The sequence below is a fragment of the Arthrobacter sp. CAN_A212 genome (assembly GCF_015752345.1).
Taxonomy (GTDB): Bacteria; Actinomycetota; Actinomycetes; order Actinomycetales; family Micrococcaceae; genus Arthrobacter_D.
Genome location: NZ_JADOUT010000016.1, coordinates 58,846 through 81,938 on the forward strand (window position 1 = coordinate 58,846; position 23,093 = coordinate 81,938).

At 65.2% G+C, this 23,093-nt stretch carries 27 protein-coding genes and 1 pseudogene; 13 read left to right on the forward strand and 15 right to left on the reverse strand.

The features are described 5' to 3' along the window. The first annotated feature begins 59 nt into the window (after nucleotides 1-59). Both IWX64_RS12480 and IWX64_RS12485 read left to right on the forward strand, forming a co-directional pair. Nucleotides 60-1,145 (forward strand): S-(hydroxymethyl)mycothiol dehydrogenase, encoded by a 1,086-nt coding sequence (locus IWX64_RS12480; RefSeq protein WP_196867449.1) that lies wholly within the window; start codon nucleotides 60-62, stop codon nucleotides 1,143-1,145. Further along, nucleotides 1,145-1,774 carry an MBL fold metallo-hydrolase gene (locus IWX64_RS12485; protein WP_196867450.1) on the forward strand — a complete coding sequence of 210 codons (630 nt, stop codon included), beginning with the start codon at nucleotides 1,145-1,147 and terminating at the stop codon, nucleotides 1,772-1,774. The genes IWX64_RS12480 and IWX64_RS12485 overlap by 1 nt, the downstream gene beginning before the upstream one ends. A 75-nt stretch (nucleotides 1,775-1,849) precedes the next feature. On the opposite strand, the gene IWX64_RS12490 is transcribed toward IWX64_RS12485, so the two are convergent. Together IWX64_RS12490 and IWX64_RS12495 are read right to left on the reverse strand one after the other, a co-directional pair. Next, entirely contained in the window at nucleotides 1,850-2,461 is a 612-nt protein-coding gene (locus tag IWX64_RS12490; protein ID WP_334683281.1) for a PIG-L deacetylase family protein, read from the reverse strand. 35 nt (nucleotides 2,462-2,496) lie between these two features. Next, nucleotides 2,497-3,249, reverse strand: coding sequence for a lipoate--protein ligase family protein (locus tag IWX64_RS12495; RefSeq protein ID WP_196867451.1), 753 nt, complete (start codon nucleotides 3,247-3,249; stop codon nucleotides 2,497-2,499). Between the two features lie 19 nt (nucleotides 3,250-3,268). Between IWX64_RS12495 and IWX64_RS12500 the strand changes: the two genes are divergently transcribed. Continuing rightward, nucleotides 3,269-3,652, forward strand: a complete 384-nt coding sequence (locus tag IWX64_RS12500) for a DUF2177 family protein (RefSeq protein ID WP_196867452.1) — start codon at nucleotides 3,269-3,271, stop codon at nucleotides 3,650-3,652. After that, nucleotides 3,649-4,086, forward strand: coding sequence for a DUF2177 family protein (locus tag IWX64_RS12505; protein ID WP_196867453.1), 438 nt, complete (start codon nucleotides 3,649-3,651; stop codon nucleotides 4,084-4,086). Before IWX64_RS12500 ends, IWX64_RS12505 begins: the two co-directional genes overlap by 4 nt. On the opposite strand, the gene IWX64_RS12510 is transcribed toward IWX64_RS12505, so the two are convergent. From IWX64_RS12510 to IWX64_RS12525, 4 genes are all read right to left on the reverse strand, one after another. Continuing rightward, the gene (locus IWX64_RS12510; protein WP_196867454.1) at nucleotides 4,070-4,354 is read right to left on the reverse strand and encodes a DUF427 domain-containing protein; all 285 of its coding nucleotides are present in this window, start codon (nucleotides 4,352-4,354) and stop codon (nucleotides 4,070-4,072) included. The genes IWX64_RS12505 and IWX64_RS12510 overlap by 17 nt on opposite strands. 100 nt (nucleotides 4,355-4,454) lie before the next feature. Next, nucleotides 4,455-5,486 carry an aldo/keto reductase gene (locus tag IWX64_RS12515; protein WP_196867455.1) on the reverse strand — a complete coding sequence of 344 codons (1,032 nt, stop codon included), beginning with the start codon at nucleotides 5,484-5,486 and terminating at the stop codon, nucleotides 4,455-4,457. 68 nt (nucleotides 5,487-5,554) lie between these two features. After that, nucleotides 5,555-6,331, reverse strand: coding sequence for a thioesterase family protein (locus IWX64_RS12520; protein WP_196867456.1), 777 nt, complete (start codon nucleotides 6,329-6,331; stop codon nucleotides 5,555-5,557). 401 nt (nucleotides 6,332-6,732) lie between these two features. Continuing rightward, nucleotides 6,733-7,230: a DNA alkylation repair protein gene (locus IWX64_RS12525; protein ID WP_196867457.1), complete on the reverse strand. Its 498-nt coding sequence runs from the start codon at nucleotides 7,228-7,230 to the stop codon at nucleotides 6,733-6,735. A gap of 245 nt (nucleotides 7,231-7,475) precedes the next feature. On the opposite strand from IWX64_RS12525, the gene IWX64_RS12530 reads away from it, so the two are divergent. Both IWX64_RS12530 and IWX64_RS12535 read left to right on the forward strand, forming a co-directional pair. Further along, nucleotides 7,476-8,906: a hemolysin family protein gene (locus IWX64_RS12530; RefSeq protein ID WP_196867458.1), complete on the forward strand. Its 1,431-nt coding sequence runs from the start codon at nucleotides 7,476-7,478 to the stop codon at nucleotides 8,904-8,906. After that, the gene (locus IWX64_RS12535; RefSeq protein WP_196867459.1) at nucleotides 8,903-9,925 is read left to right on the forward strand and encodes a CNNM domain-containing protein; all 1,023 of its coding nucleotides are present in this window, start codon (nucleotides 8,903-8,905) and stop codon (nucleotides 9,923-9,925) included. Before IWX64_RS12530 ends, IWX64_RS12535 begins: the two co-directional genes overlap by 4 nt. A gap of 28 nt (nucleotides 9,926-9,953) precedes the next feature. On the opposite strand, the gene IWX64_RS12540 is transcribed toward IWX64_RS12535, so the two are convergent. The 3 genes from IWX64_RS12540 to IWX64_RS12550 all read right to left on the reverse strand — a co-directional run bounded on the left by IWX64_RS12540 (nucleotide 9,954) and on the right by IWX64_RS12550 (nucleotide 11,803). Beyond that, nucleotides 9,954-10,775 (reverse strand): GAF domain-containing protein, encoded by an 822-nt coding sequence (locus tag IWX64_RS12540; RefSeq protein ID WP_196867460.1) that lies wholly within the window; start codon nucleotides 10,773-10,775, stop codon nucleotides 9,954-9,956. A gap of 19 nt (nucleotides 10,776-10,794) precedes the next feature. Then, entirely contained in the window at nucleotides 10,795-11,418 is a 624-nt protein-coding gene (gene sigK / locus IWX64_RS12545) for an ECF RNA polymerase sigma factor SigK (protein WP_196867461.1), read from the reverse strand. 127 nt (nucleotides 11,419-11,545) lie between these two features. Beyond that, a complete protein-coding gene (locus IWX64_RS12550) occupies nucleotides 11,546-11,803 on the reverse strand; it encodes a metal-sensitive transcriptional regulator (RefSeq protein ID WP_196867462.1) in 258 nt (85 codons plus the stop codon). 122 nt (nucleotides 11,804-11,925) lie between these two features. Here IWX64_RS12550 and IWX64_RS12555 point away from each other — a divergent pair, with 122 nt between their 5' ends. After that, entirely contained in the window at nucleotides 11,926-12,537 is a 612-nt protein-coding gene (locus IWX64_RS12555; RefSeq protein WP_196867463.1) for a rhodanese-like domain-containing protein, read from the forward strand. 86 nt (nucleotides 12,538-12,623) lie between these two features. Here the strand turns inward: IWX64_RS12555 and IWX64_RS12560 are convergent, their stop codons facing one another. From IWX64_RS12560 to IWX64_RS12570, 3 genes are read right to left on the reverse strand one after another with little or no spacing between them, the layout of a single operon-like run. Then, nucleotides 12,624-14,150, reverse strand: coding sequence for a carboxyl transferase domain-containing protein (locus IWX64_RS12560; protein ID WP_196867464.1), 1,527 nt, complete (start codon nucleotides 14,148-14,150; stop codon nucleotides 12,624-12,626). Between the two features lies 1 nt (nucleotide 14,151). Then, complete coding sequence (locus tag IWX64_RS12565) at nucleotides 14,152-15,366, reverse strand: CaiB/BaiF CoA transferase family protein (RefSeq protein WP_196867465.1); 1,215 nt, start codon at nucleotides 15,364-15,366, stop codon at nucleotides 14,152-14,154. 59 nt (nucleotides 15,367-15,425) lie between these two features. Then, nucleotides 15,426-16,805: an SLC13 family permease gene (locus IWX64_RS12570; RefSeq protein ID WP_196867466.1), complete on the reverse strand. Its 1,380-nt coding sequence runs from the start codon at nucleotides 16,803-16,805 to the stop codon at nucleotides 15,426-15,428. Nucleotides 16,806-16,961: 156 nt separating this feature from the next. Here IWX64_RS12570 and IWX64_RS12575 point away from each other — a divergent pair, with 156 nt between their 5' ends. The 3 genes from IWX64_RS12575 (at nucleotide 16,962) to IWX64_RS12585 (ending at nucleotide 19,117) form a co-directional block, all read left to right on the forward strand. Next, nucleotides 16,962-17,663 (forward strand): FadR/GntR family transcriptional regulator, encoded by a 702-nt coding sequence (locus tag IWX64_RS12575; protein ID WP_196867467.1) that lies wholly within the window; start codon nucleotides 16,962-16,964, stop codon nucleotides 17,661-17,663. 116 nt (nucleotides 17,664-17,779) lie between these two features. Beyond that, entirely contained in the window at nucleotides 17,780-18,646 is an 867-nt protein-coding gene (locus tag IWX64_RS12580; protein WP_196867468.1) for a universal stress protein, read from the forward strand. Nucleotides 18,647-18,649: 3 nt separating this feature from the next. Further along, nucleotides 18,650-19,117 (forward strand): pyridoxamine 5'-phosphate oxidase family protein, encoded by a 468-nt coding sequence (locus IWX64_RS12585; RefSeq protein ID WP_196867469.1) that lies wholly within the window; start codon nucleotides 18,650-18,652, stop codon nucleotides 19,115-19,117. Here IWX64_RS12585 and IWX64_RS12590 read toward each other — a convergent pair. Then, complete coding sequence (locus tag IWX64_RS12590; RefSeq protein WP_196867470.1) at nucleotides 19,081-19,563, reverse strand: hypothetical protein; 483 nt, start codon at nucleotides 19,561-19,563, stop codon at nucleotides 19,081-19,083. The genes IWX64_RS12585 and IWX64_RS12590 overlap by 37 nt on opposite strands. A gap of 151 nt (nucleotides 19,564-19,714) precedes the next feature. On the opposite strand from IWX64_RS12590, the gene IWX64_RS12595 reads away from it, so the two are divergent. Continuing rightward, entirely contained in the window at nucleotides 19,715-20,260 is a 546-nt protein-coding gene (locus IWX64_RS12595; protein WP_196867471.1) for a flavodoxin domain-containing protein, read from the forward strand. A 323-nt stretch (nucleotides 20,261-20,583) separates the two neighbouring features. Here the strand turns inward: IWX64_RS12595 and IWX64_RS12600 are convergent, their stop codons facing one another. After that, nucleotides 20,584-20,814: a hypothetical protein gene (locus tag IWX64_RS12600; protein ID WP_196867472.1), complete on the reverse strand. Its 231-nt coding sequence runs from the start codon at nucleotides 20,812-20,814 to the stop codon at nucleotides 20,584-20,586. Nucleotides 20,815-21,164: 350 nt separating this feature from the next. On the opposite strand from IWX64_RS12600, the pseudogene IWX64_RS12605 reads away from it, so the two are divergent. Together IWX64_RS12605 and IWX64_RS17055 are read left to right on the forward strand one after the other, a co-directional pair. Further along, a pseudogene (locus IWX64_RS12605) lies at nucleotides 21,165-22,088 on the forward strand (DUF222 domain-containing protein); the annotation flags it as partial. Between the two features lie 63 nt (nucleotides 22,089-22,151). Then, nucleotides 22,152-22,274 (forward strand): hypothetical protein, encoded by a 123-nt coding sequence (locus IWX64_RS17055; protein ID WP_334683282.1) that lies wholly within the window; start codon nucleotides 22,152-22,154, stop codon nucleotides 22,272-22,274. Between the two features lie 51 nt (nucleotides 22,275-22,325). On the opposite strand, the gene istB is transcribed toward IWX64_RS17055, so the two are convergent. Beyond that, nucleotides 22,326-23,093: IS21-like element helper ATPase IstB (gene istB, locus IWX64_RS12610; protein ID WP_196867474.1), on the reverse strand; the 768-nt coding region annotated here is incomplete at its 5' end.

The following is a 23,093-nucleotide window of genomic DNA, read 5'->3' on the forward strand; positions in this document are numbered from 1 at the left end:
CGTGTCCGTGCCTATGCTTGAGTTACCGCCCGGTACCCAACCGAAAGGACCGTGTTGAAATGGCTCATAGAGTCCAAGCCGTCGTTGTCAGGGAAAAGAACTCTCCGGCCACGATCGAAACCATCCTGGTGCCAGATCCGGGACCGGGTGAAGCGCTGGTGGACATCCTCACCTGCGGTGTCTGCCATACCGATCTGCACTACAAACAGGGTGGGATCAGCGACGACTACCCCTTCCTCCTCGGCCACGAAGCAACCGGAGTGGTCAGCGCCGTCGGCACGGACGTGACCCAGGTCAAGGCCGGCGACCGCGTCATCCTGAACTGGCGTGCCGTGTGCGGCGAGTGCCGCGCCTGCCGTCGTGGTGACGCCCAATACTGCTTCAACACCCACAACGCCACCCAGAAAATGACCCTCGAGGACGGCACCGAGCTCTCACCCGCGCTGGGAATCGGCGCGTTCGCCGAGAAGACCCTCGTCGCTGCGGGCCAGTGCACCAAGGTGGATCCCGCAGCGGATGCCGCCGCCGTCGGCTTGCTGGGCTGCGGAATCATGGCAGGCATCGGCGCCGCCATCAACACCGGCAACGTCCGTCGCGGCGACTCGGTAGCGGTCATCGGTTGCGGCGGTGTGGGCAGCGCCGCGATCGCCGGCGCCAAACTGGCGGGGGCGACGACCATCATCGCCGTCGACATCGACGACCGGAAGCTCGAAGCCACCCGGAAGCTCGGAGCGACCCACACGGTCAACTCCAAGGACCAGGATGCCGTCGAAGCGATCCAGGCCCTCACCGACGGCAATGGCGCCAACGTGGTGATTGACGCCGTCGGCCGCCCCGAAACCTACAAGCAGGCGTTCTACGCCCGCGACCTTGCCGGCACCGTGGTGCTGGTCGGCGTGCCCACCCCGGAAATGGTGCTGGAACTGCCACTCCTTGACGTGTTCGGGCGGGGCGGCTCATTGAAATCATCCTGGTATGGCGACTGCCTGCCGTCCCGGGACTTCCCCATGCTCGTAAGTCACTACCAGCAGGGCAACCTGGATCTTGACGCGTTCGTCACCGAACGGATCAAGCTCGACCAGGTTGAAGCCGCATTCGACAAGATGCACGACGGCTCGGTGCTGCGCTCGGTGGTGGAGCTCTGATGGCTGCACGCGTAGAGCACCTGCTCACCAGCGGAACCTTCTCCCTTGATGGTGGAACCTGGGACGTGGACAACAACGTCTGGATCATTGGCGACGACACCGAATGCATCGTCATCGACCCGGCGCACAACGCCGACGCCGTCGTCGAGCAGATCAACGGCCGTCAGGTCCGTGCCATCCTGCTGACCCACGGCCACGATGACCACATCCGTGCGGTCGGCGATGTGTACGACGCCGTCCGGGCGCCCATCCACCTGCACCCGGCGGACCGGATGCTGTGGGATCAGGTCTACCCTGACCCGGCACCGGACCAGGACATCAACGACGGCGACGAGTTCACGGTTGCCGGCGTCACCCTCAAAGCGCTGCACACCCCCGGCCACTCCCCCGGCTCGGTGAGCTTCTACCTCGAGGAGGCCGGAACAGTCTTCACCGGCGACACCCTGTTCCAGGGCGGTCCCGGCGCCACCGGCCGGTCCTTCAGCGATTTCCCGACCATCATCGAGTCCATCCGTCACCGCCTGCTCAGCCTCCCGGCGGACACGGTGGTGCGGCCCGGACACGGCGACTCGACGACCGTCGGCGCCGAGGCACCGTCCCTGGACGACTGGATCGCACGCGGGCAGTAGATCCGAAACTTTCCCCGCATGACGATGACTGCCCCGTAGCCGGTCAGGCTGCGGGGCAGTCCGCGTCAGGACGGTCTACAGCGCCTCAAAGATATCGTGCAGGAGCGGGTCGTCGGCGTTCCGGGGCGGCCAGGCCATGACGAAACACTCGCGGCCAACGGTGCGTTGCCAGTCTGCGGCGCTCCGGGTGGGATCGGTAATGACATGCAACTGGCTACGGTGCTGCGACAAGCCGGCCACAATCCGGTCCGCCACCGGACTGGTGTCGACCTCCACCGCGACCATCTCATCGGGCACACCCCGCAGGTGGTAGACCCGGTTCGGGTCCCAGGCGTCCCTGCCTGTCCGCACCCGCGCGGCGATCCGGTCGGCCAGTTCGCCGTCCGGTACCTCGGCCACCTCACCATCCTGGTAGTCGAGCCAGACATGCCGGTCCGGAACCCGACCCAGGGCACGCCACGCATTCCGGCACTCGCCCCGGCGGACCGCTCCCAACGACTCCCGGGTGGCGGGGAAGCCCGGCGGGATGTCACCGCCGGACCCGTCCGTGGCATGGACCAGGACAAACCGGAAACCGGGATCTGCGGAGTGCAGCGCCACACTTCCGGCGATCCCGTAGGCGTCATCATCCGGATGGGCGACCACCAGCATGACCGACCTGCTCACGGTGGGGGCTGGCGCCGTCATTCCCGCCTCCTGCCGGTCCGTGGGGATTCTGGCAGTCAGGATACGCCGGGCAGCACCGCGGTGGAAGTGGAAGGGGTGGAAGCGGGAACGGTGATCGAGTATCCGCTACGCCGGTAGGCGGCGACCACCGCGTCCTCCACCATCCCGACGGTTACCCCGGGAACCAGATCCTCCACCGCACCGGCGGTCGCCGGGTCCCAGTCGAGTCCCATCGCCGCGTACGACGACGTCAGCACCTCGCGGATCGGCGGCGAGTCCTCGACCACCACCACTGAGGAAAAAAGCCAAGCACCCGCAACCACCCGCTGGGCGGTGCCTACCAGTTTGAGCTGCCCGGCCGTGCCGGTGCCGTGGACGCTGTACTCGCCGGGGCAGTACTCCCCCGGAATCTCCCCGACGCCCGCTGCGACGCCAAGGGATTCCAGTGCATCGGCCAGAAGGTCACCGAATCCGGAGAAGCGCGCGCGGGACCCGGCGACGGCGTCGGTCTGCGGCTCCACATGATCGATCACCAAGCAGCCCTGATGGTAGGCGGCTGCACGACCTCCCGCCCGCCGGACCAACGGCTCGAACCCCCGCTCCCGGGCGGCGGACTCCGCAGCGGTGAAGCCGGGAAGCCGGGTATCCCGCTGCCCGAACGCCAGGGTGGGCAGCGGCCGGTAGAGCCGCAGCGTGGCTGGCTGGTCTCCGGCGGCGACGGTCCGGAGGAGGGTGATCCCTGCCGCCAGATCCTCGGCGGCGCCAGCTGAGGCAGCGCCGCGAACCAGGGACAGCTCGGTACCGCTCATCTAGGTTAGGCTCCTGTCCATGATCTTCCTGCAGTTCCTGGTTGCCGCAGCGACGTTCCTGCTGCTGGACGCCGTGTGGCTCAAATCGATGAGCAAGTTTTACCGGGATCAGCTCGGCGACCAGCTCGCCGACAAACCCAATTTTCTCTATGCGGCGGCGTTCTACCTAATCTATATAGCTGGCATCGTGATGTTCGCTGTACAACCGGCTCTGGCCGCCGGATCATGGCTGGCCGCCCTCGGCTACGGCGGAGCCCTGGGGCTTTTCGCCTATGCCACGTACGACCTAACCAACGCCTCAACCCTCAAACGATGGCCCGCCCTGCTGATCGTCGTCGACCTGGCGTGGGGTACCGCCCTGACCGCACTGATCACCCTGGCTACGTACCTGGTGTTCGCATGATCAGGTTCGCCCGGAACGCAGCGGTGGTCGCGGCTTTTTTCCTGCTGTTCGACATCCCGTGGCTGCTGGCCATGGCGGGAACGTATCGGGGCTGGATTGGGCCGCTCATGGCCGAGGACACCTCGCTGGGCTACGCGGTGGTGTTCTACCTGGCCTATTCAGCGGCAGCATACTGGCTCGCGGTCCGTCCCGCCCTGGAGAGCGGCAGCCTGCGGATGGCAGCGATCTCCGGTGCCGTCCTCGGTTTCGCCGCGTACGGCACCTACGGTTTCACCAACGCCGCCACCCTTCGCGACTGGCCAGCCCAGATGCTGCTGATCGACACCATCTGGGGCACCCTGCTCACCGCCGGCATCTGCGCCGCCGCCTACGCGACGATCCGGCGTATTGACCGCCGGACCGGCGGGAAAGCCCAGATCAGTCGGCGACCGTGACCCCGCGCCAGAAAGCCACATGGCCCCGGATGTTCTCGGCGGCCGACTTCGGCTCCAGGTAGGTCCAGGCGGCGTCGTCGTTGGTGTCGCCGTTTACCGTGATGGACAGGTAGTTGGCGGTTCCCTTCCACGGGCAGACGGTGGTCATCGCACTTTCGCTGAGGTACTCGGCCTTAACCGACCCTCGGGGAAAATAGTGGTTACCCTCGACCATCACTGTCTCGTCCGACTCCGCGATGACGACGTTGTTCCACATTGCCTTTGCCATGGTGCTGGCCTTCCTCTCACGGCGCCCGGGGTGGGCACCTACTGTGTCTCAACGACCGTGCCCGCTTCCGAATTCCGTGACGGTGCCGAAGGACCCTCGCTTAGCGCCCACCGTCGATTTTGCGGCTGCGCTGTTCCTGTCCCGGCACACCGTAGGGGTAGTCGGAGACCTCCGGGGCGCTGACGGTGCTGAGACGGTCGACCTCGTCTGCGGTGAGGGTCACGGCGTCGGCGCCGAGGTTGTCGGCGAGCTGCCCGGTGTTCCGCGCACCGAGGATCACGGAGGTGACGGCTGGCTGCTGCGCCACCCAGGCGAGAGCAACCTGGGACGCGGTGATGCCCCGCGAACCGGCGATCTCCACGACGGTGTCGATGATGCGCCAGGTGCGCTCCTTGGAGTTGCGTTCCTTCCACGCTTCCATGCCGCGCTCAGGATTTTCACCCAGTCGGGTTTCCCCGGTCGGCGAGGTGTCCCGCTTGTACTTTCCGGTCAGCCAGCCGCCGCCGAGCGGCGACCAGGGCAGCAGGCCCATACCGGCGTCGAGGGCTGCGGGAACGATTTCCGACTCAATCTCGCGAACCAGCAGGCTGTACTGGGGCTGCAGGGTGACGGGGGCGTTCCAGCCGTGGGCCTTGGCAAGCCACACCGCCTTGGTCAGCTGCCAACCGGTGTAGTTCGAGAAGCCGTAGTAGCCGATCTTGCCGCTGCGGATCGAATCCTCGAGAAACCCCAGGGTTTCCTCGAGTGGGGTCAGGGGGTCCCACGAATGCACTTGGTACAGGTCAATGTGGTCGACTCCCAACCTTGCCAGCGAGTCATCGAGCGCACGGCGCAGGTGGCGGCGTGACAGTCCAATGTCGTTCACGCCCTCGCCCATCGGGAACCGCCCCTTGGAGGCGATGACCATCTGGTCACGCTCGGTGGGGTTTTTCGCCAGCCAGGAGCCGATGATCTCCTCGGAGGCGCCGCGGGTGTAGACGTCGGCGGTATCGATGAAGTTGCCGCCGGCAGCCGCGTAGGCGCTCATGATCTGGTGGGAGGCCGCTTCATCGGCCTCCGCCCCGAAGGTCATGGTGCCGAGCGCGTACGCCGAGACTGCTGCTCCGCTGTTGCCTAGCTTCCGGTATTCCATGGGGGTGCTCCTTGGGATCGGTGATGTTTGTTCTGCTTCCACCCTAGTTGCACTGATCCGACCAATGATTACAGCTTCCGGATGGTCAGGATCTGCTCGGCTCGCCCGAAGGGACCCGTGGTGTCGTGCAGCACCGCCGACGTCAGCCCAATCCCGTCGGTTCCGAAACTGACGCTGGTTTCCAGCCCGAGCCATTCGCCCACCGGTTCCCGGTACAGGTGGACCTGCAGATCTAGGTTGGGGAACATCCAGCTCCCTGGCCCCGGTGGCACCCTGGCCGATACCCCGTTGGCCGTATCGATCAGGCCGATTAGCCGGACCACATCGGCTGTCTCAATGCCGTCGACCATCTGGTGGGGTGTCCGGAGCCAGACGCGTCCCCGGCCCGGGCGGTGGCCCTGGACCACCCTGAACTCCAATGATTCGATGTAGCCTCCCGGCCAGGCGGTCATCTCCGCGAACGGCCCCGCCTGCTCGGGCCCTGGCATCGGCTCGTCCTCGATGGCGGCCACTGCCGAGCTGTCCGCTTTCGCCAGGCGCCAGGCCTTCGCGCGAATCACTGTGCGTCCGCCGGAGATCATCTCGGCTTCGAGCAGTTCGATGGTTTTGCCGGGCCGGATCACTTTCGCGAGGACATCGAACGCCCCGCCCGGAATCATGCCGAGAATATCGAAGCTGAGCCGTGCCATCCGCAGGTCGGGGCGAGGGCTGCACTGTTCGAGGCAGTGGGCCAGCAGGCCGGCCGCCGGAGCCATGTGCTGCTCCTTGGGGTTCCAGGCACCCTGCGCGTGGATGGTTGATTCGAAGCTGCCCTCGCCGAGGGAGCGGTAGTACGAACCTGGCATGTGTGAACTCCCAAGATGCTCAGACGGTGGATTGTACGACGACCGACAGCGACGGCGGCCGGTCCCTGCGCGCCCAGTGACGGGCGCGCAGAAGCTTAGCGCCGGTTGAGGAAGCTGCGGATCTTGGAACTGATTCCGCCGCCTGCTCCACCTGGGCGGCCGGTTCCTGCGCCTGTGGCTGACCCTGTGCGGCCCCCAGTGGTTCCGCGGTTGCCGCCCCCAAGTCGTCCAACGGCGTTCTTGATCGTGTTGCTCAGGCCCATGGTGTACTCCTTTGGTTGGTGACCGCTGGCGCACCGCCAGCTCGCCTTCGACTCTACTCGGTAGGCCCCACCTAGCTGCTGACCGCAGCGAAATTTTCAGCGCCAGTCTGGTCCGGGCCACCGCTTGACGGATCCGGTTCACCGCTTCATTGGCGACGACGACGGCCGAAGCGCAGAGAGCTGCGCCGCGCGGCCGAGCCAGGGGTCGACGTCGGCCGCCCACCGGGCCACGATGGTGGCAGCCCGATCAGCATCCCTGCGCGTTAGACCCTCGATCAGCGGACCAACCACATCGTGCGCGAGCGGATCGACCAGTTCCCGCGTTCCTGCCTCGCGGAGGAATCCCTCAAGACGTGTCAGGTCGCTGGCCACCAGCAGCGGCAGCTTCGTTTGCAGGACCACGACTGCGGCGAGCCGACGTTCGAAGACCGGAATCGCCCAGAGCTCCGAGGTGAGGGCGAGCACGGCGTCGTGCTCCAACCCCCGGTAGCGGCGGAACGCATCACGGACGGTGCCGCGCACCGCACCCACCGACGAGCCGTATCGCCGCAGGCCGTCGGGACCCGGATCCACTGCCCGCTCCCACGACGCCTCACGCTGCACCCCAGCATCGATGAATTCCCCGGCATCACTCATCCTTCCATTCTCAACCGGCTCAGGTACCCCGTCGAATGCCGCAACCGTGTAGGAAGGTTACTGAGGGTGGCCGGACCCTCGGTATAGTGATGTAGGTAATGTCCCAAGACTGCTAAGGTGCTGGTCTAACTGCGTACGAACCCGGGGTCCTCTGATGACCCCAGTCATTGTTGTTCTTTCAATTTAAGTCCTGAGCTGTATCGCTGCCGCGAGTTTTCACCGGCCAGCCGCGGGGGGTCCGCATCATGACCATCACCCTGCTCACGCTTCTGCTCGGCGTCATCATTATCCTCGCCATTATCGCCGCTAACGGCTATTTTGTGGCCCAGGAATTCGCTTACATGTCGGTCGACCGGAACAAGCTGGCTGCCAGCGCCGAAGCTGGCGACGTAGCTGCCCAACGCGCCCTGAAGGTCACCAAACGGACGTCCTTCATGCTCTCCGGCGCCCAACTCGGTATTACCGTCACCGGCCTCCTCATTGGTTACGTCGCCGAGCCGCTGGTCGGAGAGTCACTGGGCATCCTGCTCGGCGGAGCCGGGGTTCCGGCGGCGCTCGGCATCTCGATCGGCACCGTGGTGGCGCTGGTCATCGCCGCGGTGGTGCAGATGATCTTTGGCGAGCTGTATCCCAAGAACCTGGCCATCGCCAATCCCGAGCCAATGGCTCGTGGGCTGGCGCGGTCGACCACCATCTACCTCGCCACCTTCGGCTGGCTGATCACCATTTTTGACCACTCGGCCAACGCGCTGCTCAAACTGGTGCGCGTGGAACCGGTGCATGACGTCGACACCACCGCCACGGCGGAGGACCTTGACCGGATTGTCGCCGACTCCCGCCAGAGTGGCGACCTGCCGGGGGAACTATCGATGCTGATCGACCGTATCCTCGACTTCCCGGACCGGGACATCGAGCACGCGATGATCCCACGCTCCCAGGTCGGTACGGTGGGACCCCTGGCAACAGTGGGCCAGGTGCGCATCCTGATGGCCGATGCCCATACCCGGTACCCGGTGGTATCGGAATCCGAGGAGCCCCTCGGCGTTGTGCAGCTTGCCGACATCCTGCCCTCAAGCGTGAGCGACGACGCACTGGTGACCACAGTGATGCACCCACCGCTCGTCCTGCCCACGCTGATGTCACTCCCCGATGCGCTGGAGCAGTTGATGAACTCCCGCAACGAACTCGCCTGTGTCATCGATGAGTACGGCGGCTTTACCGGCGTCATCACCGTGGAGGACCTCGCTGAGGAGCTGGTGGGCGAACTGACCGACGAGCACGACAACGAAGCGCCGCCCACGATCGAAACCAGGGAAGACAACACGTGGCGGATGAGCGGCGACGTTCACGTCGACGAGGTGGAGCGGGCCATCGGGCACGACCTGCCCGAGGGCGACTACGAGACCATTTCCGGTGTGCTGATCGCCGCACGCGGCCAACTGCCGGTCATCGGCGAAACCGTGACGGTGGTGCTACCCGATGATCCCCGCGATCTGGTCGAGGACGAGCCGGTACGGCGGGTGCTCGACGTCGAAGTCCTCGACGTCGCGCGCCATGTTCCGAGCGAACTGCTCGTACGACTGATCGAGGTAACACCCGAGAACGCCGACGCCGGTGACCGCGCCGAACGCCGCACCGACGCCCAGGACGACACCAGTGAGGATGAGACCCGATGACGGACCCATTGACCGTAACCCTGGTGACCGTGCTGCTCATCGTCCTCAGTGCCTTCTTCGTGGTGATCGAGTTCGCCCTGCTGGGCGCACGTCGTTACCGTCTGGAAGCCGAGGTCGCCAACAACCGGTCCGCCCGCGCAGCATTGCGCGGCATCAACGAACTGACAATCATGCTTGCCGGAGCCCAGCTGGGTATCACGGCCTGCACCTTCGCCCTGGGAGCAATCACCAAGCCAGCTGTCGACGCCTGGCTGGGACCGGTCCTCGGATCGTGGGGCGTGCCTGCCGGCATCGCGGGCGGGACGGCCTTCGCCCTGTCCCTGCTGTTCGTCACCTTCCTCCACCTGGTAGTGGGAGAGATGGCGCCCAAGTCCTGGGCGATTGCCCACCCGGAGCGTTCGGCCAAACTGATTGGGCTGCCATCCCGGGGCTTCATCTGGCTGGTGCGGCCCCTGCTGGTCTGGGTCAATGCCATCGCCAACCGCCTCGTGGCGGCCAGCGGTGTCACGCCGGTCAGCCGGGCCGCAGTGGGTGGGCTCGACGCTGGCTCCATCCGTCACCTGGTGGAGCACTCCGCGGCGGCGGGAGCCCTCGACCCCTCCTTTGAGACGCAACTGTCGGGCGTTCTGGAGCTGGAGACACTCACGGTTCGATCCCTGATCGCGCCCGACGGGAAACCGACCGTCGTCCCCGACACGGCCTCGGTGGCAGACGTGCAGGAAGTAGCGGCGCGCTCCAAGCATCTCCGGATTTTGGTGCAGAGCACCGCCGGTGAGGCGCCGGGCGTCATCCACGTGCGGGACACGCTCCTTGAACCCGCGGACCGACGGGTCCGCGAGCTGGCAGGGCCCGCATTCCTGCTGGAGGCCGACGTGCCCGTGTATGAAGCGCTCGCCCAGATCCGCAGCGCAAGCGTGCAGCTGGCGGCGGTGATGGACAACGGTGAGTTCGTGGGCGTGATCACCCTGTCCGACGTCCTGCGCCGGGTACTCCCAATGTCGATGACCCCCGCCGCGTAGGTCCTCAGTGCGAATGGCCGCTGGGGCCCTAGGACGGAATCGATTCGATTTCGCTCTGGGCCTCGGCGGCCAGTCTTTTTAAGGTCAGTTCGTCAGCCGCGGAGAACCCGCGGGGCGAATCGTCGATCACGCAGAGGGTGCCGATGGGCCAGCCGCCCGGGCCACGGAGGGCGTAGCCCGCGTAGAACCTGATGTGTGGCTTGAGCTGGACGAGTGGGTTGTTGCTGAACGACTTGTCAGCCAGAGCATTGGGCACCACCATGGACTGCCGGTTCCGGATCGTCTGGTTACAGAAGGAAATCCGGCGCGGGACATTCGCCCCGATGGGTCCGGTCACCGATTTGATGAACTGGCGATGCTGGCCGATGAGTGCAATGGACGCCGAGCTGACTCCGAACGCCGCCCGGGCCTCGCGCGTGATCCGGTCAAACCGTTCCTCCGGCGCAGACCCCATCAGACCGGTGAGGTGCAGAGACCGCAGACGTCGGGTTTCGGCGCCGTTCAGGGGAAACAGCGCTGCAGCCGAGATGGTCAGCCGCTTCAGCGCCGGGTCGGTCGGGCTCTCGAACGTGCTCTCGGAAGGGATGCCCGAGGCCAGCGATATGTTGTCGGTGGTGTAGGCGGCCCGTCGCACGGGTGAGCGCCCGTCGTCGAGCATCTCGTTGATGGCATGCGAGACCATGTCCCGTTCGAAGTCGCCGAGCTGGAGGAGGCCGCTCACATACGCCTTGAACTCCAGGACGTCGCAGGAGCCCCCGATGCTGGTGTAGACCTCCCATGCGGCGTCGAGGTCGAGCCCGGAGTTCACGGCAGCGAGGCGCGTGAACCACTGCTGCAGGTGGGGATTCATAGTGAACGTCACTTTCTGCTCACCGTGAATGGGAGTCGTATCCGTCAGCTTCCAGAGCGTCCCGCAGCCGAATGAGTCCAGCCTGGATCCTCGACTTGGCGGTGGGCAGTTTGATGTGCAGTTTCTCGGCGACCTCAACATAGGTCAGTCCGCCATAATACGCCAGGTTGATGGCTTCCGCCTGCCGCTCGGTGAGCGACGCGAGGCACTTCCTGACGCTCTCGCACATCAGGGTGTGATGGACGGCCTCCTCGATGCTGTCCACTTTCACCGCGGCCGACCGCTGGCTGTACGCCGTGTCGCGACCGCTCGAGCTCTGTTCGCTGCGGACCCGGTCGACAGCACGGCGGTGGGCGAGGGTGAAGATCCAGCTCTGGGCAGACCCCCGGCCGGCGTCGAACTGTCCTGCCGTGGTCCACAGCATGAGGTACACCTCCTGCACCACTTCCGCTGAAATGGCCGCATTCTTGATCACCCGTAGCACCAGGCCGTAGACCCGCTTACAGGTTTGCGCATAGAGGGAAGCGAATGCCTCCTGATCTCCCGTAGCGATTCTGACGAGTAAATCAGTCAGCGACGCAGGGGTTGCTTCGGATTCCTGCGGCGAAGCGGTGGGGAGGCTTGCGGTGATCGGGTATGCCATGGACGTGCTCGACCTTGAGTTGGTTGTGCAGGATCAACCGATCAGCGCGAGAGAGCTCCGCGGCGCCCAGCACAATCCGAACTATGCCACCCGGTGAACCTCGTCGCAAGAGGCGGTGTCCAAATCGTTAGGCGAGGGAGAGGAACAGCTTCTCCAGTTGCTTCTTGTCCATGGTCGCGTCCTCGCTGGTGAGGCACTGCTCCAGCCCGGTTGCGATGATGGCGAACCCTGCACGGTCCAGGGCTTTCGAGACGGCGGCCAGTTGCGTGATGACATCCTTACAGTCCTTGCCGTCCTCAAGCATGCGGGTGACGGCAGCGAGCTGTCCCTGGGCGCGCTTGAGCCGGTTGATGACGGGGGTCAGCTCTGATGTGTCGAGTTGCATGGTTTTCTCCAGGTTGGGATGTCGTTCAAGTATACCCCACGGGGTGTTTTGTATGCCCTTTGGGCGTCTGGAATACTCAGTGGGGTATTCACTTTTCATGCTCGACCGAAGGAAAAGACTCCATGGCCCACGGCCCCACCATTCTCAAGTCCGTCACCGCCCAGCAGTTGCTCAGCTGGCAGCAGGAACACGAGGACGTTGTCGTGATCGACGTGCGCTCGGCGGCCGAGTTCGCGTCCCAGCACATCCGCGGAGCCTGCAACGTCCCGCTCCCGCTCTTGTCCGAGCACGCCGGGGAGTTCGCCTCCCGGCTCCACAGCCGGGTAGTGCTGGTGTGCCAGTCAGGTGCCCGCGCCGAACAGGCACGGCAGCGCCTCAATGGCGTAGGGCTCGACGCCGCCTACGTCCTTAACGGGGGCACCGCCGGGTTCGCTGATGGCGGGGGTGCAGTGGTCAGCGGCAAGACCCGCTGGGATCTGGAACGCCAGGTCCGCATGACCGCCGGCTCGCTGGTGCTGCTGGGTCTCACCGGCGGCCGTTTCCTTTCGCCGAAAATCCGCAGCCTCGCCGGAGTGATCGGGGCAGGGCTGACCTTCTCCGCAGCCACCAACACGTGCGCCATGGGCACAGCGCTCTCAGCCCTCCCCTGGAACCGTGCCCAGGATGAGCACACCCGCGAATCAGCCATCGCGCAACTGCCGCCACGCCGGGACAGTACAGCCCTGGCCTCATGATTCGTGTGCGCGGGCATCAACTGGCCAGTCGTCGGCCTGGCCGGGGCGGCCGGCACCCCTGCCGCAGAACTAGGCTGCAGCTTCGGTCAGTCGACGGTGGTTGCCAGGCGTGGCCCCAGGTCGCGGTACTTGGCGGTCCGCTGGACCAGCAGGTCGTCGATCGGGGCGCCAGCGAGGGCTGCGAGCTCGTACTCGATGGCTGCCCCCAACCGGAGGCAGAACGCCTTGGCTTCCTCGGCGGCATCGTCGCGCTCATCGACGATGTGGTCCACCAGCCCGTTTGCGTGCAGTGAGGCCACATTGACTCCCTGGGCCTCGGATAGAGCCGGAGCAAACTCGGTGCTCCGGTGCATGATGGCGCTCGCGCCTTCGGGCGGCAGTGGCGAGAGCCAGGCATGGTGGGCGGCGATGGTCCGGTCGGCGGGGAGGAGCGCCAGCGCTCCTCCCCCGGCCCCTTGGCCCAGCAGCACCGAGACCGTTGGAGACGCCAGCCCGATCAGGTCATAGAGCGACCGTGCAATCTCCCCGGCAAGCCCGCCCTCCTCAGCTTCCTTCGACAGCGCGGCGCCCGCCGTGTCAATCACCGTCAGCAGGGGCAGACCGAGTTCCTCGGCCAGCTTCATCCCGCGCCTCGCCTCCCGGAGCGAGGCTGGCCCCATGGCGCTCTCCGGGGCCGATCGGGACCGGTTGTGGCCCAACACTACGCAGGACTGGTCGCCGAAGCGGGCCAGCGCCAGTTGCAGACCCGGGTCCTTCTCACCCTGCCCGGTGCCGTTGAGGGGCAGCACATCCTGCGCGGCCCAGGCGAGCAGCCGGCGCAAATCGGGGCGGCGACGGTTCCGGGAGATCTCAATGGACGTCCAGGCGTCGACGGCAGCAGGTACGACGTCGAGGGTTTCCGGAGGTGCCACCGGCTCGGTGGCCTGTCGGGAGAGCACATTCAGGGCCCGATCGACGATTTCGGGAAGCAGCTCGGGTGGGACCACCGCGTCGATGAGTCCCTTGTCGTGCAGGTTCTCAGCGACCTGCACGTTCTCCGGGAAAGGAGTGCCGTACAGCGCCTCGTAGACCCGTGGACCGAGGAACCCGAGCAGAGCGCCAGGTTCGGCGACGGTAACGTGGCCCAGCGACCCCCAGGAAGCCATCACCCCGCCGGTGGTGGGGTGCCGCAGGTAGACCAGGTAGGGCAACCTGGCCCGGCGGTGGGTGCGGACCGCAGCCGAGATTTTCACCATCGAAAGGAACGCGAGGGTACCCTCCTGCATTCTGGTACCGCCCGACGCCGGTCCCGCCAGCAGCGGAAGTTCCTCACGGGTGGCGCGCTCGATCGCCGCCACGATCCGGTTCGCGGCGGCCAACCCGATGGAACCGGCAAGGAACCGGAACTCGGACACGATCACTGCGACCCGGCGCCCGCGGATCAGCCCTTCGCCGGTAAGCACCGACTCGTCGACGCCGCTTTTCTCCCGCGCGGCCTGCAGTTCCCGCTCATACTTTTCGTCGGCGTGCGGGCCGGGGACCGGCTCATCCCAGGAGGCAAAGGTCCCCGGATCGAGGACGACGTCGATCAGTTCCGCCGCGGTCAGGTGGCGCACCGGCTGGGCCGCCGCCACGCTAGGAGTTCTCCGCCAGGGCGTCGTCGAGCCAGCGCCGGATGTCGGCGCCGTCCTGGTCCAGCAGGGGTGGGGCGGTGTGGTTGGAGTTGGTGGTCTCCTGTGATGCGCCATCGAAGAACCGTAGCGGCGGTCCGGGGAGGCTGACCTTGCCGAGGAGTTCGTGCTCGACGTCGATCAGTAGTCCCTGCGATTTGACCTGCTCCCACTCGTAGACCTCATCGAGTGAGCGGACCTTGCCGGCCGGGATTCCTGCCTCGTTGAGTTTCGCCAGCAACGGTTCGGATTCATAGGCGGCGAAGGCTTTCTCGATCTCGCCGATCAAGAGGTCCCGGTTCCGGACCCGGTCGCCGTTGGTGGCGAACTCGGCACGGCCGGCGTCGAGCCCGAAGGTGGTGGCGAATTTCTGCCACAGTTTCTCGCTGCCGACGCTGATCTGGACCTTCCCGGCGTCGCAGCTGAAGAGGCCGTACGGGGCGATGGAGGGGTGATGGTTGCCCTGTGCCTGCGGCACCTCACCGGCGACGGTGGTCCGGGTGCCCTGGAAGGCATGGACACCAACCAGTGCGGCGAGCAGCGAGGTGCGCACCACCTGGCCCTTGCCGGTCTTTTCCCGTTCCAGGAGTGCCGCCAGCGCACCGTACGCTCCGTACATCCCCGAAAGGAGGTCGGCAATGGGGACGCCGACGCGCTGGGGGTCGTCGGGGCTGGGCCCGGTCAGGGACATCAGCCCCGCTTCGCCCTGCAGAATCTGGTCGTAGCCGCTCCGGCTGGACTCGGGCCCGTCATGGCCGAAGCCGGTGATTGAGAGGATGACGAGGCGGGGGTTGAGCTCATGCATCGCCTCGGTGGAAAACCCCAGCCGGTCCAGAACTCCGGGTCGGAAGTTCTCGACGACGACGTCGGCCCGCTGAAGGAGCGCCGTCAGGATCTTTCTGCCGTCGTCGCTCTTCAGATCCAGGGCGATCGATTCCTTATTGCGGTTGCAGGACAGGAAGTAGGTCGCCTGGGGGTTGTCTTCGGGGCCCACGAAGGGTGGGCCCCAGCCACGGGTGTCGTCGCCGGAACCGGGGTTTTCCACTTTGATCACGCGGGCACCCAGGTCGGCCAGCATCATTCCGGCGTGCGGGCCGGCCAGGGCTCGGCTGAGGTCCACCACGAGGGTGCCGGCGAGTGGGCCGGATCGCTCTGCGGGGGTGGGGGTAGCTGTGCTCATGATGTTCTTTCCTCTCAGTGGGGTGGCCGGTTCCGACGTTCAGGGTCTGAAGCCGAGGCTTAGAGCCAGCCCGGAACCACCAGGACCAGCCAGGCGACCAGCGGGCCGACGACGACGATGATGCCGCCGTAGGCAAGGATCTGCTTGTAGAAGCGGTCCCGGTCGGTGCCCTCGGGTGCATTGGCGAGCACCAGGGCGCCGTTGGTGGAGAACGGCGACACGTCGACCACCGTGGAGGCGATCGAGAGGGCTGCAATGACGCCGACCGCGCCGATTTCGCCGGATTCCAGGAACGGGATGGCCAGCGGGATGAGCGCTGCGAGGATCGCTGTCGAGGAGGCGAAGGCGGAGACCACTGCACCGATGTAGCAGATCAGCAGGGCTGCCAGCAGCGGCATGCCGAGGCTGGCCACGCCGTCGGAGACGTACTCGATGGTTCCCGCTTCCTGCAGGACGCCGACGAAAGTGAGCATGCCGCAGATCAGCAGGACCGTTGACCAGCTGATCTTCTCAACCGCGCCCTTCTGGCACCGTGGCGAGATCAGCGCGAGGGCGACGGCGACAGTAATGGCGACGAAGCCGACGTCGACCTTGAAGCCGAGGGCGACGACGGCCAGGATGATCAGCCCGGCGATGGTGGCGTACTGTGCCAGGGTCTGCTGGGAATCGGTGGCGACAGCACCGCCGTCGTTTCCTGATTTGGCTTTGCCCTGCAGCGAGTCGGTGCCGGACCCGGTGCCGCGGAAGTCGACGTCGGCGCCCGAGGCGCGGGCTCCCACGCTGGCGCGCATCCGGGCGTCGGCTGCACCCTCGACGAACTGCTCGACGCGGGCGGAGAAGAGCTTCCGTCCGCCCAGCACCAGGAACAGGACGACGGCGATGAGGAAGTTGAAGATCAGGCTGGAGAGGAAGAGGGCCAACGGGCTGTAGTCGAAGCCCGTGTCTGCGACGATGCCGTTGACGATAACGCCGTAGACGGCGATGGGCGAGAAGCCTCCCGCCTGTGCACCGTGGACCACCATCATGCCCATCAGGAGGGGGCTGATCTTGTGCTTGGCTGCGAAGCCCAGGGCAACGGGAGCCATGATGGCCACGGCGGCGGGGCCAAGCGCGCCGACTGCGGTGATCACACCGGTGATGATGAACATGATCCACGGGATCAGGGCCACCCTGCTGCGGACGAGTTTGACCGCTCCGTTGACCAAGAGGTCGATCGTGCCGTTATTTTGGGCGATCGCGAAGAGATAGGTGACGCCGACCAGGGTCAGGAAGAGACCTCCGGGGAAGTTGGCGATGATGTCATCGGTTTCCATGCCGAGGAAGACTGCACCCAGCAGGAAGGCGCCCACGAAGGCCAGGGCGCCCATGTTGACGGGCAGCAGCGTGGCAATGAGGAACATCGCTGCCAGGATGATGATGGAGAGGAGCGGGACGGACATAGGGCTTCTTTCGCCGGTGAAAGTGTGATGTGACGCACGTTACCTGCGCACTGGACTAGACTGTTAGACACTAATCCATTTGTCAATTGTGACCTGGTCCCCGTCGACCTGCTCGTAGACTGGAAAGACCCTTCCCGCCGACGACGAGGACCGCTGATGAACTCACCGCCCGATCCACGGCACCTGGTTCGCGCACCACGGCCACGACTGTATGAACAGCTGGTGGAGCAGATTCTCGTCTACATCGAGGAAGCCCAGCTGGGACCTGGCGACCTACTACCAGCCGAGCGCATCCTCGCCGACCAGCTGGGAGTGTCGAGGGCCACGCTGGCGCAGGCGCTGGTGGCCCTGGAGGTGCTGGGCATCATTGATGTGCAACATGGGACGGGTGCCGTGCTGGTCTACCGGCCTTCCCTGGCGACGGTGATCAGGAAACTGCGTGAACACCAGACCCGGCTGCCCGAGATTGCGGAGGCCCGCAGCACGCTGGAGGTCAAGCTAGCCGCGCTGGCGGCTGAGCGGCGCACCCCTGAGGATCTGGTGGCGATCGACGCTGCATTGGACGCCATGTCGGGGGAGATCGACGGCGGAGATCGGGGTACGCACGGGGATGAGCTGTTCCATCAGGCGGTGACCGCGGCAGCCCACTCCCCCGTACTGGGGCAGCTGATGGCGTTCATTGCCGAGATGGTGCTGGAAACGCGGATTGAGTCGTTGGGCCAGCCGGGCCGGCCTGAACAGTCGTTGAAGTCTCATCGGGTCATTGCCTCGGCCATCCGTTCGCAGGACGCGTCTGCGGCGGCAGCTGCGATGCAGTCGCACATCGACCTGGTGTCGGATGTCGCGCTCCTGAAGTAGCGGTGTGTCACCGGGTGCGGGAGCGGAGTTGCCCGTACTCGTGACTTATGGCCCTAGGGTTCCTGGGTGGTTGTGCGGGAGGCTGAAAGCCCACCTAGCTGATCCGGAGGCCCGCTGTGAATGCGTCCAAACCGATTGCCGTCGCCACCACTGACAATGCCCAAAGCCAGGCGGCGGTGAGATGGGCTGCCCGCAGGGCGGAACGCCTCAAGCTGCCGCTGGTCATCATTCACGTCGTCGACGACCGCTGGGTGACAGAACCCATCCCCTGGGCCAACAGCCTCCTCAAAGACGGCGAGCAACTGCTGGAAAATACTGCCCGGCGCGTCCGCGCGGATCATCAACTGGAGGTCACCACCAAGCTCCTCGAAGGCGGAGTGGCCGGGAAGCTGGGACAGTATTCGGCAGAGGTATCGATGTTGGTGGTCGGCTCGGGCAGCATCCATCTGGGTGGCTCCCTCACCGACCGTGCCCTGCAGATCGCCGCCACGGCTGACTGCCCGGTAGCAGTGATTGGTGCCCACGAGGGTGAGGGCCGCCGGGGAGTAGTGGTTGGTGTTGATGGGTCGGAAGAATCGATCCAGGCGGTCGCCTTCGCCGCTGCGGAGGCAGACCGGGATGGCCAGGAACTGGTAGTGGTGTACGCCGTGCATACGCCCAATCACCTGCTGGATGAGGGCCTCCTGCCCCGAACGCTCAACCAGGCCCTCGAGGAAGAGGAACGGGTGGTGTTGTCCGAGACGGTCTCCGGCGTCGGGCAGGACTTCCCTGACCTCACGGTGCGCAAGGTGCTGGAAACCGAAAGGGAACCAGCGGCCGCACTGCTGCACGCGGCAGCCAACGCGACCCTTCTGGTGGTCGGGAGCCGCGGGCGGGGCGGCTTCAAACGGCTACTGCTTGGATCGACCGCCCATGGTGTCCTGCACCATCTCCCCTGCCCCACCGTGGTGACGCCACTTCACCACATCAAGCACCTGGACTAGATCATGGCTGCCAACGACGCCGTTCCCCAGAAATCCTCCCTGTCCGTTGATGATTGCTGGCACCTGTTACGGGCTGGCTCCTACGGCCGGCTTGCCGTCTGGGTCATCGACCACCCCGAAATATTCCCAATCAACTACAGGATCGATCGAGGTCTGCTGGTGTTCAGGACCGGTCATGGCACCAAGCTGGCCTCAGCCCTGGGCAAGGTGGTTGCCTTTGAAACGGATGGTACCGAGAACAACCGCAGCATCGCGTGGAGTGTTGTGGTCAAAGGCCACGCGAACCGGCTGGATCGCACGCCTGAGATTCTCGATTCGGTGGGTAGGCTTCTCGTCCCGTGGGATGCCGGAACAAAGGATCATTTCATCGGAATCACCCCGGAAAGTCTCAGCGGACGACGGTTCACCATTGCCGAGCCATTCTCCTGGGGTGGTCAGCTGGACGACGCTACCCGGGCCGGGCTGGAGTAGGACCCGCCGGCGGGACGACGGGATCGCAGGTCCTTCAATGCTGCGGGGAGCACGATCGCCAGGAAAGGAACGCTCCACAACCAGAATCCCCAGCCAAAGACCATCAATCCGAGATGGAAGGTGATGACTCCCAGCCACCCCACCTTGGCGGCAGTGCCGCCCCTCAACAACAACACCCCCAGGGTTGCCTCGCCGACAGCCAACGCAAGCCCCCAGGCAGCTGGTTGAGCCATGAATACCTGGTGCCACGCCTCCGTGACGAGAGGGAAGACGGCTTCGTTGGCGAACGCCGCGTAGAACTGCGGATCAGCCGCAACGATGCCGAGGTGTATTCCCCCGGTAAACAGGAAGAATCCGCCCACGACCTTCCTCGTCAACCCACGACGGCGGCCGCGGGACCGGACAGAGCGGGTGGTCGTTGCGCTGTCGAATTGCCTGGCATCCATAATTCCGACTCCGGTATTGAAGAGAACGAGCTAGGTACCCGACCATCCTTGCCCTCCCTGCCATGCCACGGCAGGGACCTTTGACCCTTTTGCCTTCCCTGTGGCAGAACCACCCTTAAGAAGGGGAAATTGAGACGAAGGGGGTAGATCGATGAAGGTCCTTGTTGCGTATGCGACCAGGCACGGGTCAACCGCAGGGATTGCCCAGCGGATTGCTGACCGCCTGGTGAACGACGGCATCCCGGCAGAAGCCCTGCCGGTTGAAGAGGTTCGCGATGTCAGCGTTTACAACGCCGTCGTACTGGGCAGCGCTGCGTACATGGGACGGTGGCTCAGACCGGCGGCAGCCTTTGCAAAACGACACCGCGAAGCGCTCCAATCCCGGCAGGTCTGGTTGTTCAGCAGCGGCCCGCTCGGCCGCGATCTGGTCGATAAGGATGGCGGGAGTGTCCTGCAGAGCAGTCGACCGAAGGATTTCGGGGAGTTACAAGCAACCCTGAACCCCAAGGATGCGCGGGTTTTCTTCGGCGCCTGGGACCCCAGCTCCCCCGTTGTCGGCATTGGTGAGCGCCTGATAAGGCTGGCTCCGGCCTCGACCGGGGCGCTACCCGGCGGAGATTTCCGCGACTGGGATGCTATCGACGCCTGGGCAGACGACATCGCAGCAGCGCTGAAGGGTTCCGCTGGGGCGACCTGACGTTTCGCAGGTGTGCCCAGACAGCCAGCGCAATCAGGGGCACGTGAAGTGCTGGCAGATTATGTGCAAACCATCTCGGTAGGTAGATGTCAGTCACTGATCCGGTGGGGTCGCCCAACCGTTGCGCCAGCGGAGTCAGCGGGCACCGGAAACCATTGCCAACGAAGACGAGGATTTCGCCACCGACCACCACCGCGGCAATTCCTGCACGCCGGTCTGTCTTGCCCGCGAGGCCTGCGTAAAGTACGTACACCACGCAGGCTTCAATGGAGAACCATGCGAAGGTATGAAACGCCTTGACAGCCTTCAACGCGAGACGGTGTTTATCCATGGGCGGCATGCTGGTTGGCAGCGGCGGCGAGAAAGGAGCCAGCCGCCAGCGTGGGTTTTGTTTCACTGCTGAGGAGTGCGACCTCGGGTCGGAACACCGGTTCAATCATGACGGTGCCCAGCCCTGAGCGGTTGTCCAGCACCGCCCAGGTCGATGGCATCACGGCGTGGCCCTCCCCGCCAAGAACCGGCGGAAGGATCGAGGTCCGGTGGGCAACCTTCACCGCGGTTCCTCTCGGTGCCGTAGGCCAGTGCATCAGATGACGTAGCTCCTCTGATGTAGCTCCTCGGGAACCTTTAGCGAACTTCCCCTGACCATGTGGGCAATATGGTCGGCAACCCAAACGGCCCATGAGCTGGCGATTGGTGCCGTTCTTGTGCGGCTCGGTGTTCACAGGTTGAGGATACAGCTCACCCTGATTGGCGTCCTCGATCCGCTTGCTAGTCCTGGCTTCATCCTGGCTCCAAACGGGGGGATAAACAGGCTCTTTTCGTTCGAAACTTTGTTCGAGTGGTTTGTCCACATAGCCGGGAATACCGCAGGAATGTCGGTGGGGTTTGGGACAATAGAGGTATGGAAGGCAGAGCAGCTCCATCACCGAAACGGAAGGGAATCCCCTCCCGGGTGACGGCTCCGCGGGGTGCCTCGGGTGTTGTTTCTACTGGTGCTGGTGCTGGCAGTGAGCGGTCCACCCGTGCGGTGGCTGAAGCGCTGAACTCGTTACGACCGGCTGTGGATGCGGTGGGGTTGATTGAGCAGTTGCGGGAGTTGGAGGATCTGAAGTCGGCGATTGCTGGGGTGCAGGCCCGGATCACGGTCGCGATCGACGTGGTCGAACGGCACACCCAAACCCTCGCCGGGGTACCCGCTGCGGAGCGTGGGAAGGGTGTGGGGGCGCAGGTCGCATTGGCCAGGCGTGAATCCCCATCCCGCGGCAGCCGGCTCCTCGGCTTGGCGCGGGCCCTGGTCACGGAGATGCCCCACACGCTGGCCGCGTTGCATCAGGGTCAGCTCAATGAATGGCGGGCGACCCTGTTGGTGAAAGAGACCGCGTGCCTTAGCAGTGCTGACCGTGCCGCCGTGGACGAAGAACTATCAGCTGACACGGGGAGGTTCACCGGGTGTGGGGATAAGGCGATCGTCGCCGCGGTGAAGGCAGCCGCGTACCGGCGGGATCCCCGGTCGGTGGTGAACCGGGCCGCCCACGCTGTCACGGAGCGGTGTGTGAGTATCCGTCCGGCACCGGACACCATGGCCTACCTGACAGCGTTGCTTCCGGTGAAGGAAGCCGTCGCGACCTACGCCACCCTGACTCGTCACGCTGACACGGTCCGGGGTGTCGGTGATCCGAGGTCTCGGGGTCAGGTGATGGCCGATACCCTCGTTGAACGTGTCACCGGTGTGCCCGGGGGTATCAGCCGGGTCGAGTTGCAGCTCATCATGACCGACCGTGCCCTTTTCCAGGGCGACAGCGAACCGGCCAGGATCCCCGGCTACGAGGGTGTCAGATTGATTGTGTAAGGGATGCGGTTGCTGATTGATTGGAGAATCATTGTGACGATGACTGAACACGAATCACCGAGCGCGGAGGTGTTGGCGGCGAAGGTCGCTGCGGCTGGCGGTATGGAGTCGCTGAAGGCCTCTGGTGTGATGGATGAGCTGATGGTGGGAATAGCAAGTTGATTTGGCCCCGGGTTCGCCGCTTGTTTTGGCCCCACCCTGTTGGTGTTCCGGTCAGTTTTGCCGGGACTTGTTGATGGTCTGTTGGGTGGTTTTCAGCCGGTAGGAATCGGTGCCGGTGTTGATGATGTGGCCGCGGAAGGTCAGCCGGTCCACGACCGCCGCCGCGAGGCGCGGGTCGGTGAACGTCTGGCCCCACTCGCTGAACGGGGCGTTGCTTGCGCAGGCGATGGACGCCCGTTCTTCCCTGGCCGTGATGATCTGGAACAAAAGCTCGGCGCCGTGGGTATCGAGCTTGACGTAGCCGACCTCATCGAGGCAAAGGAGATCCAGGCGCGCGTATTTGCCCACCAGCTTTGATAGCTCCTTGTTGTCGGCAGCCTCGACGAGTTCGTTGACCAGCGCGGCCGTGGTGATGTAGCGGACCCGCCGTCCCTGCTCGGCGGCGGCCATGCCCAGGCCGATGAGCAGGTGTGTTTTCCCGGTCCCGGAATTGCCGAGGAGTACCAGTGGTTCCCCGGCATCGATCCACGCGCCGGTGGCCAGGTGTGTCAGGGTCGCCGGCGGCAGGTCAGGGATCTGGGCCAGGTCCAGGTCTTCGAGGCGTTTGCTGCGAGGGAACTTCGCTTCCTTGATCCGCCGGGCCCGGGCGCGGTTATCGCGTTCCTCGCATTCATAGGTCAGGACCTCGGCGAGGTAGGCCTGGTGGCTGAGGCGCTGCCGGGCCGCTTCGGCTGCCATGGACCCGGCGACCTGCGCGGTGCCTCTCAGATACAGGGTTTTGCAGGCTGCGCCGATCGCCGCCGCGGCGGCGGGCTCACT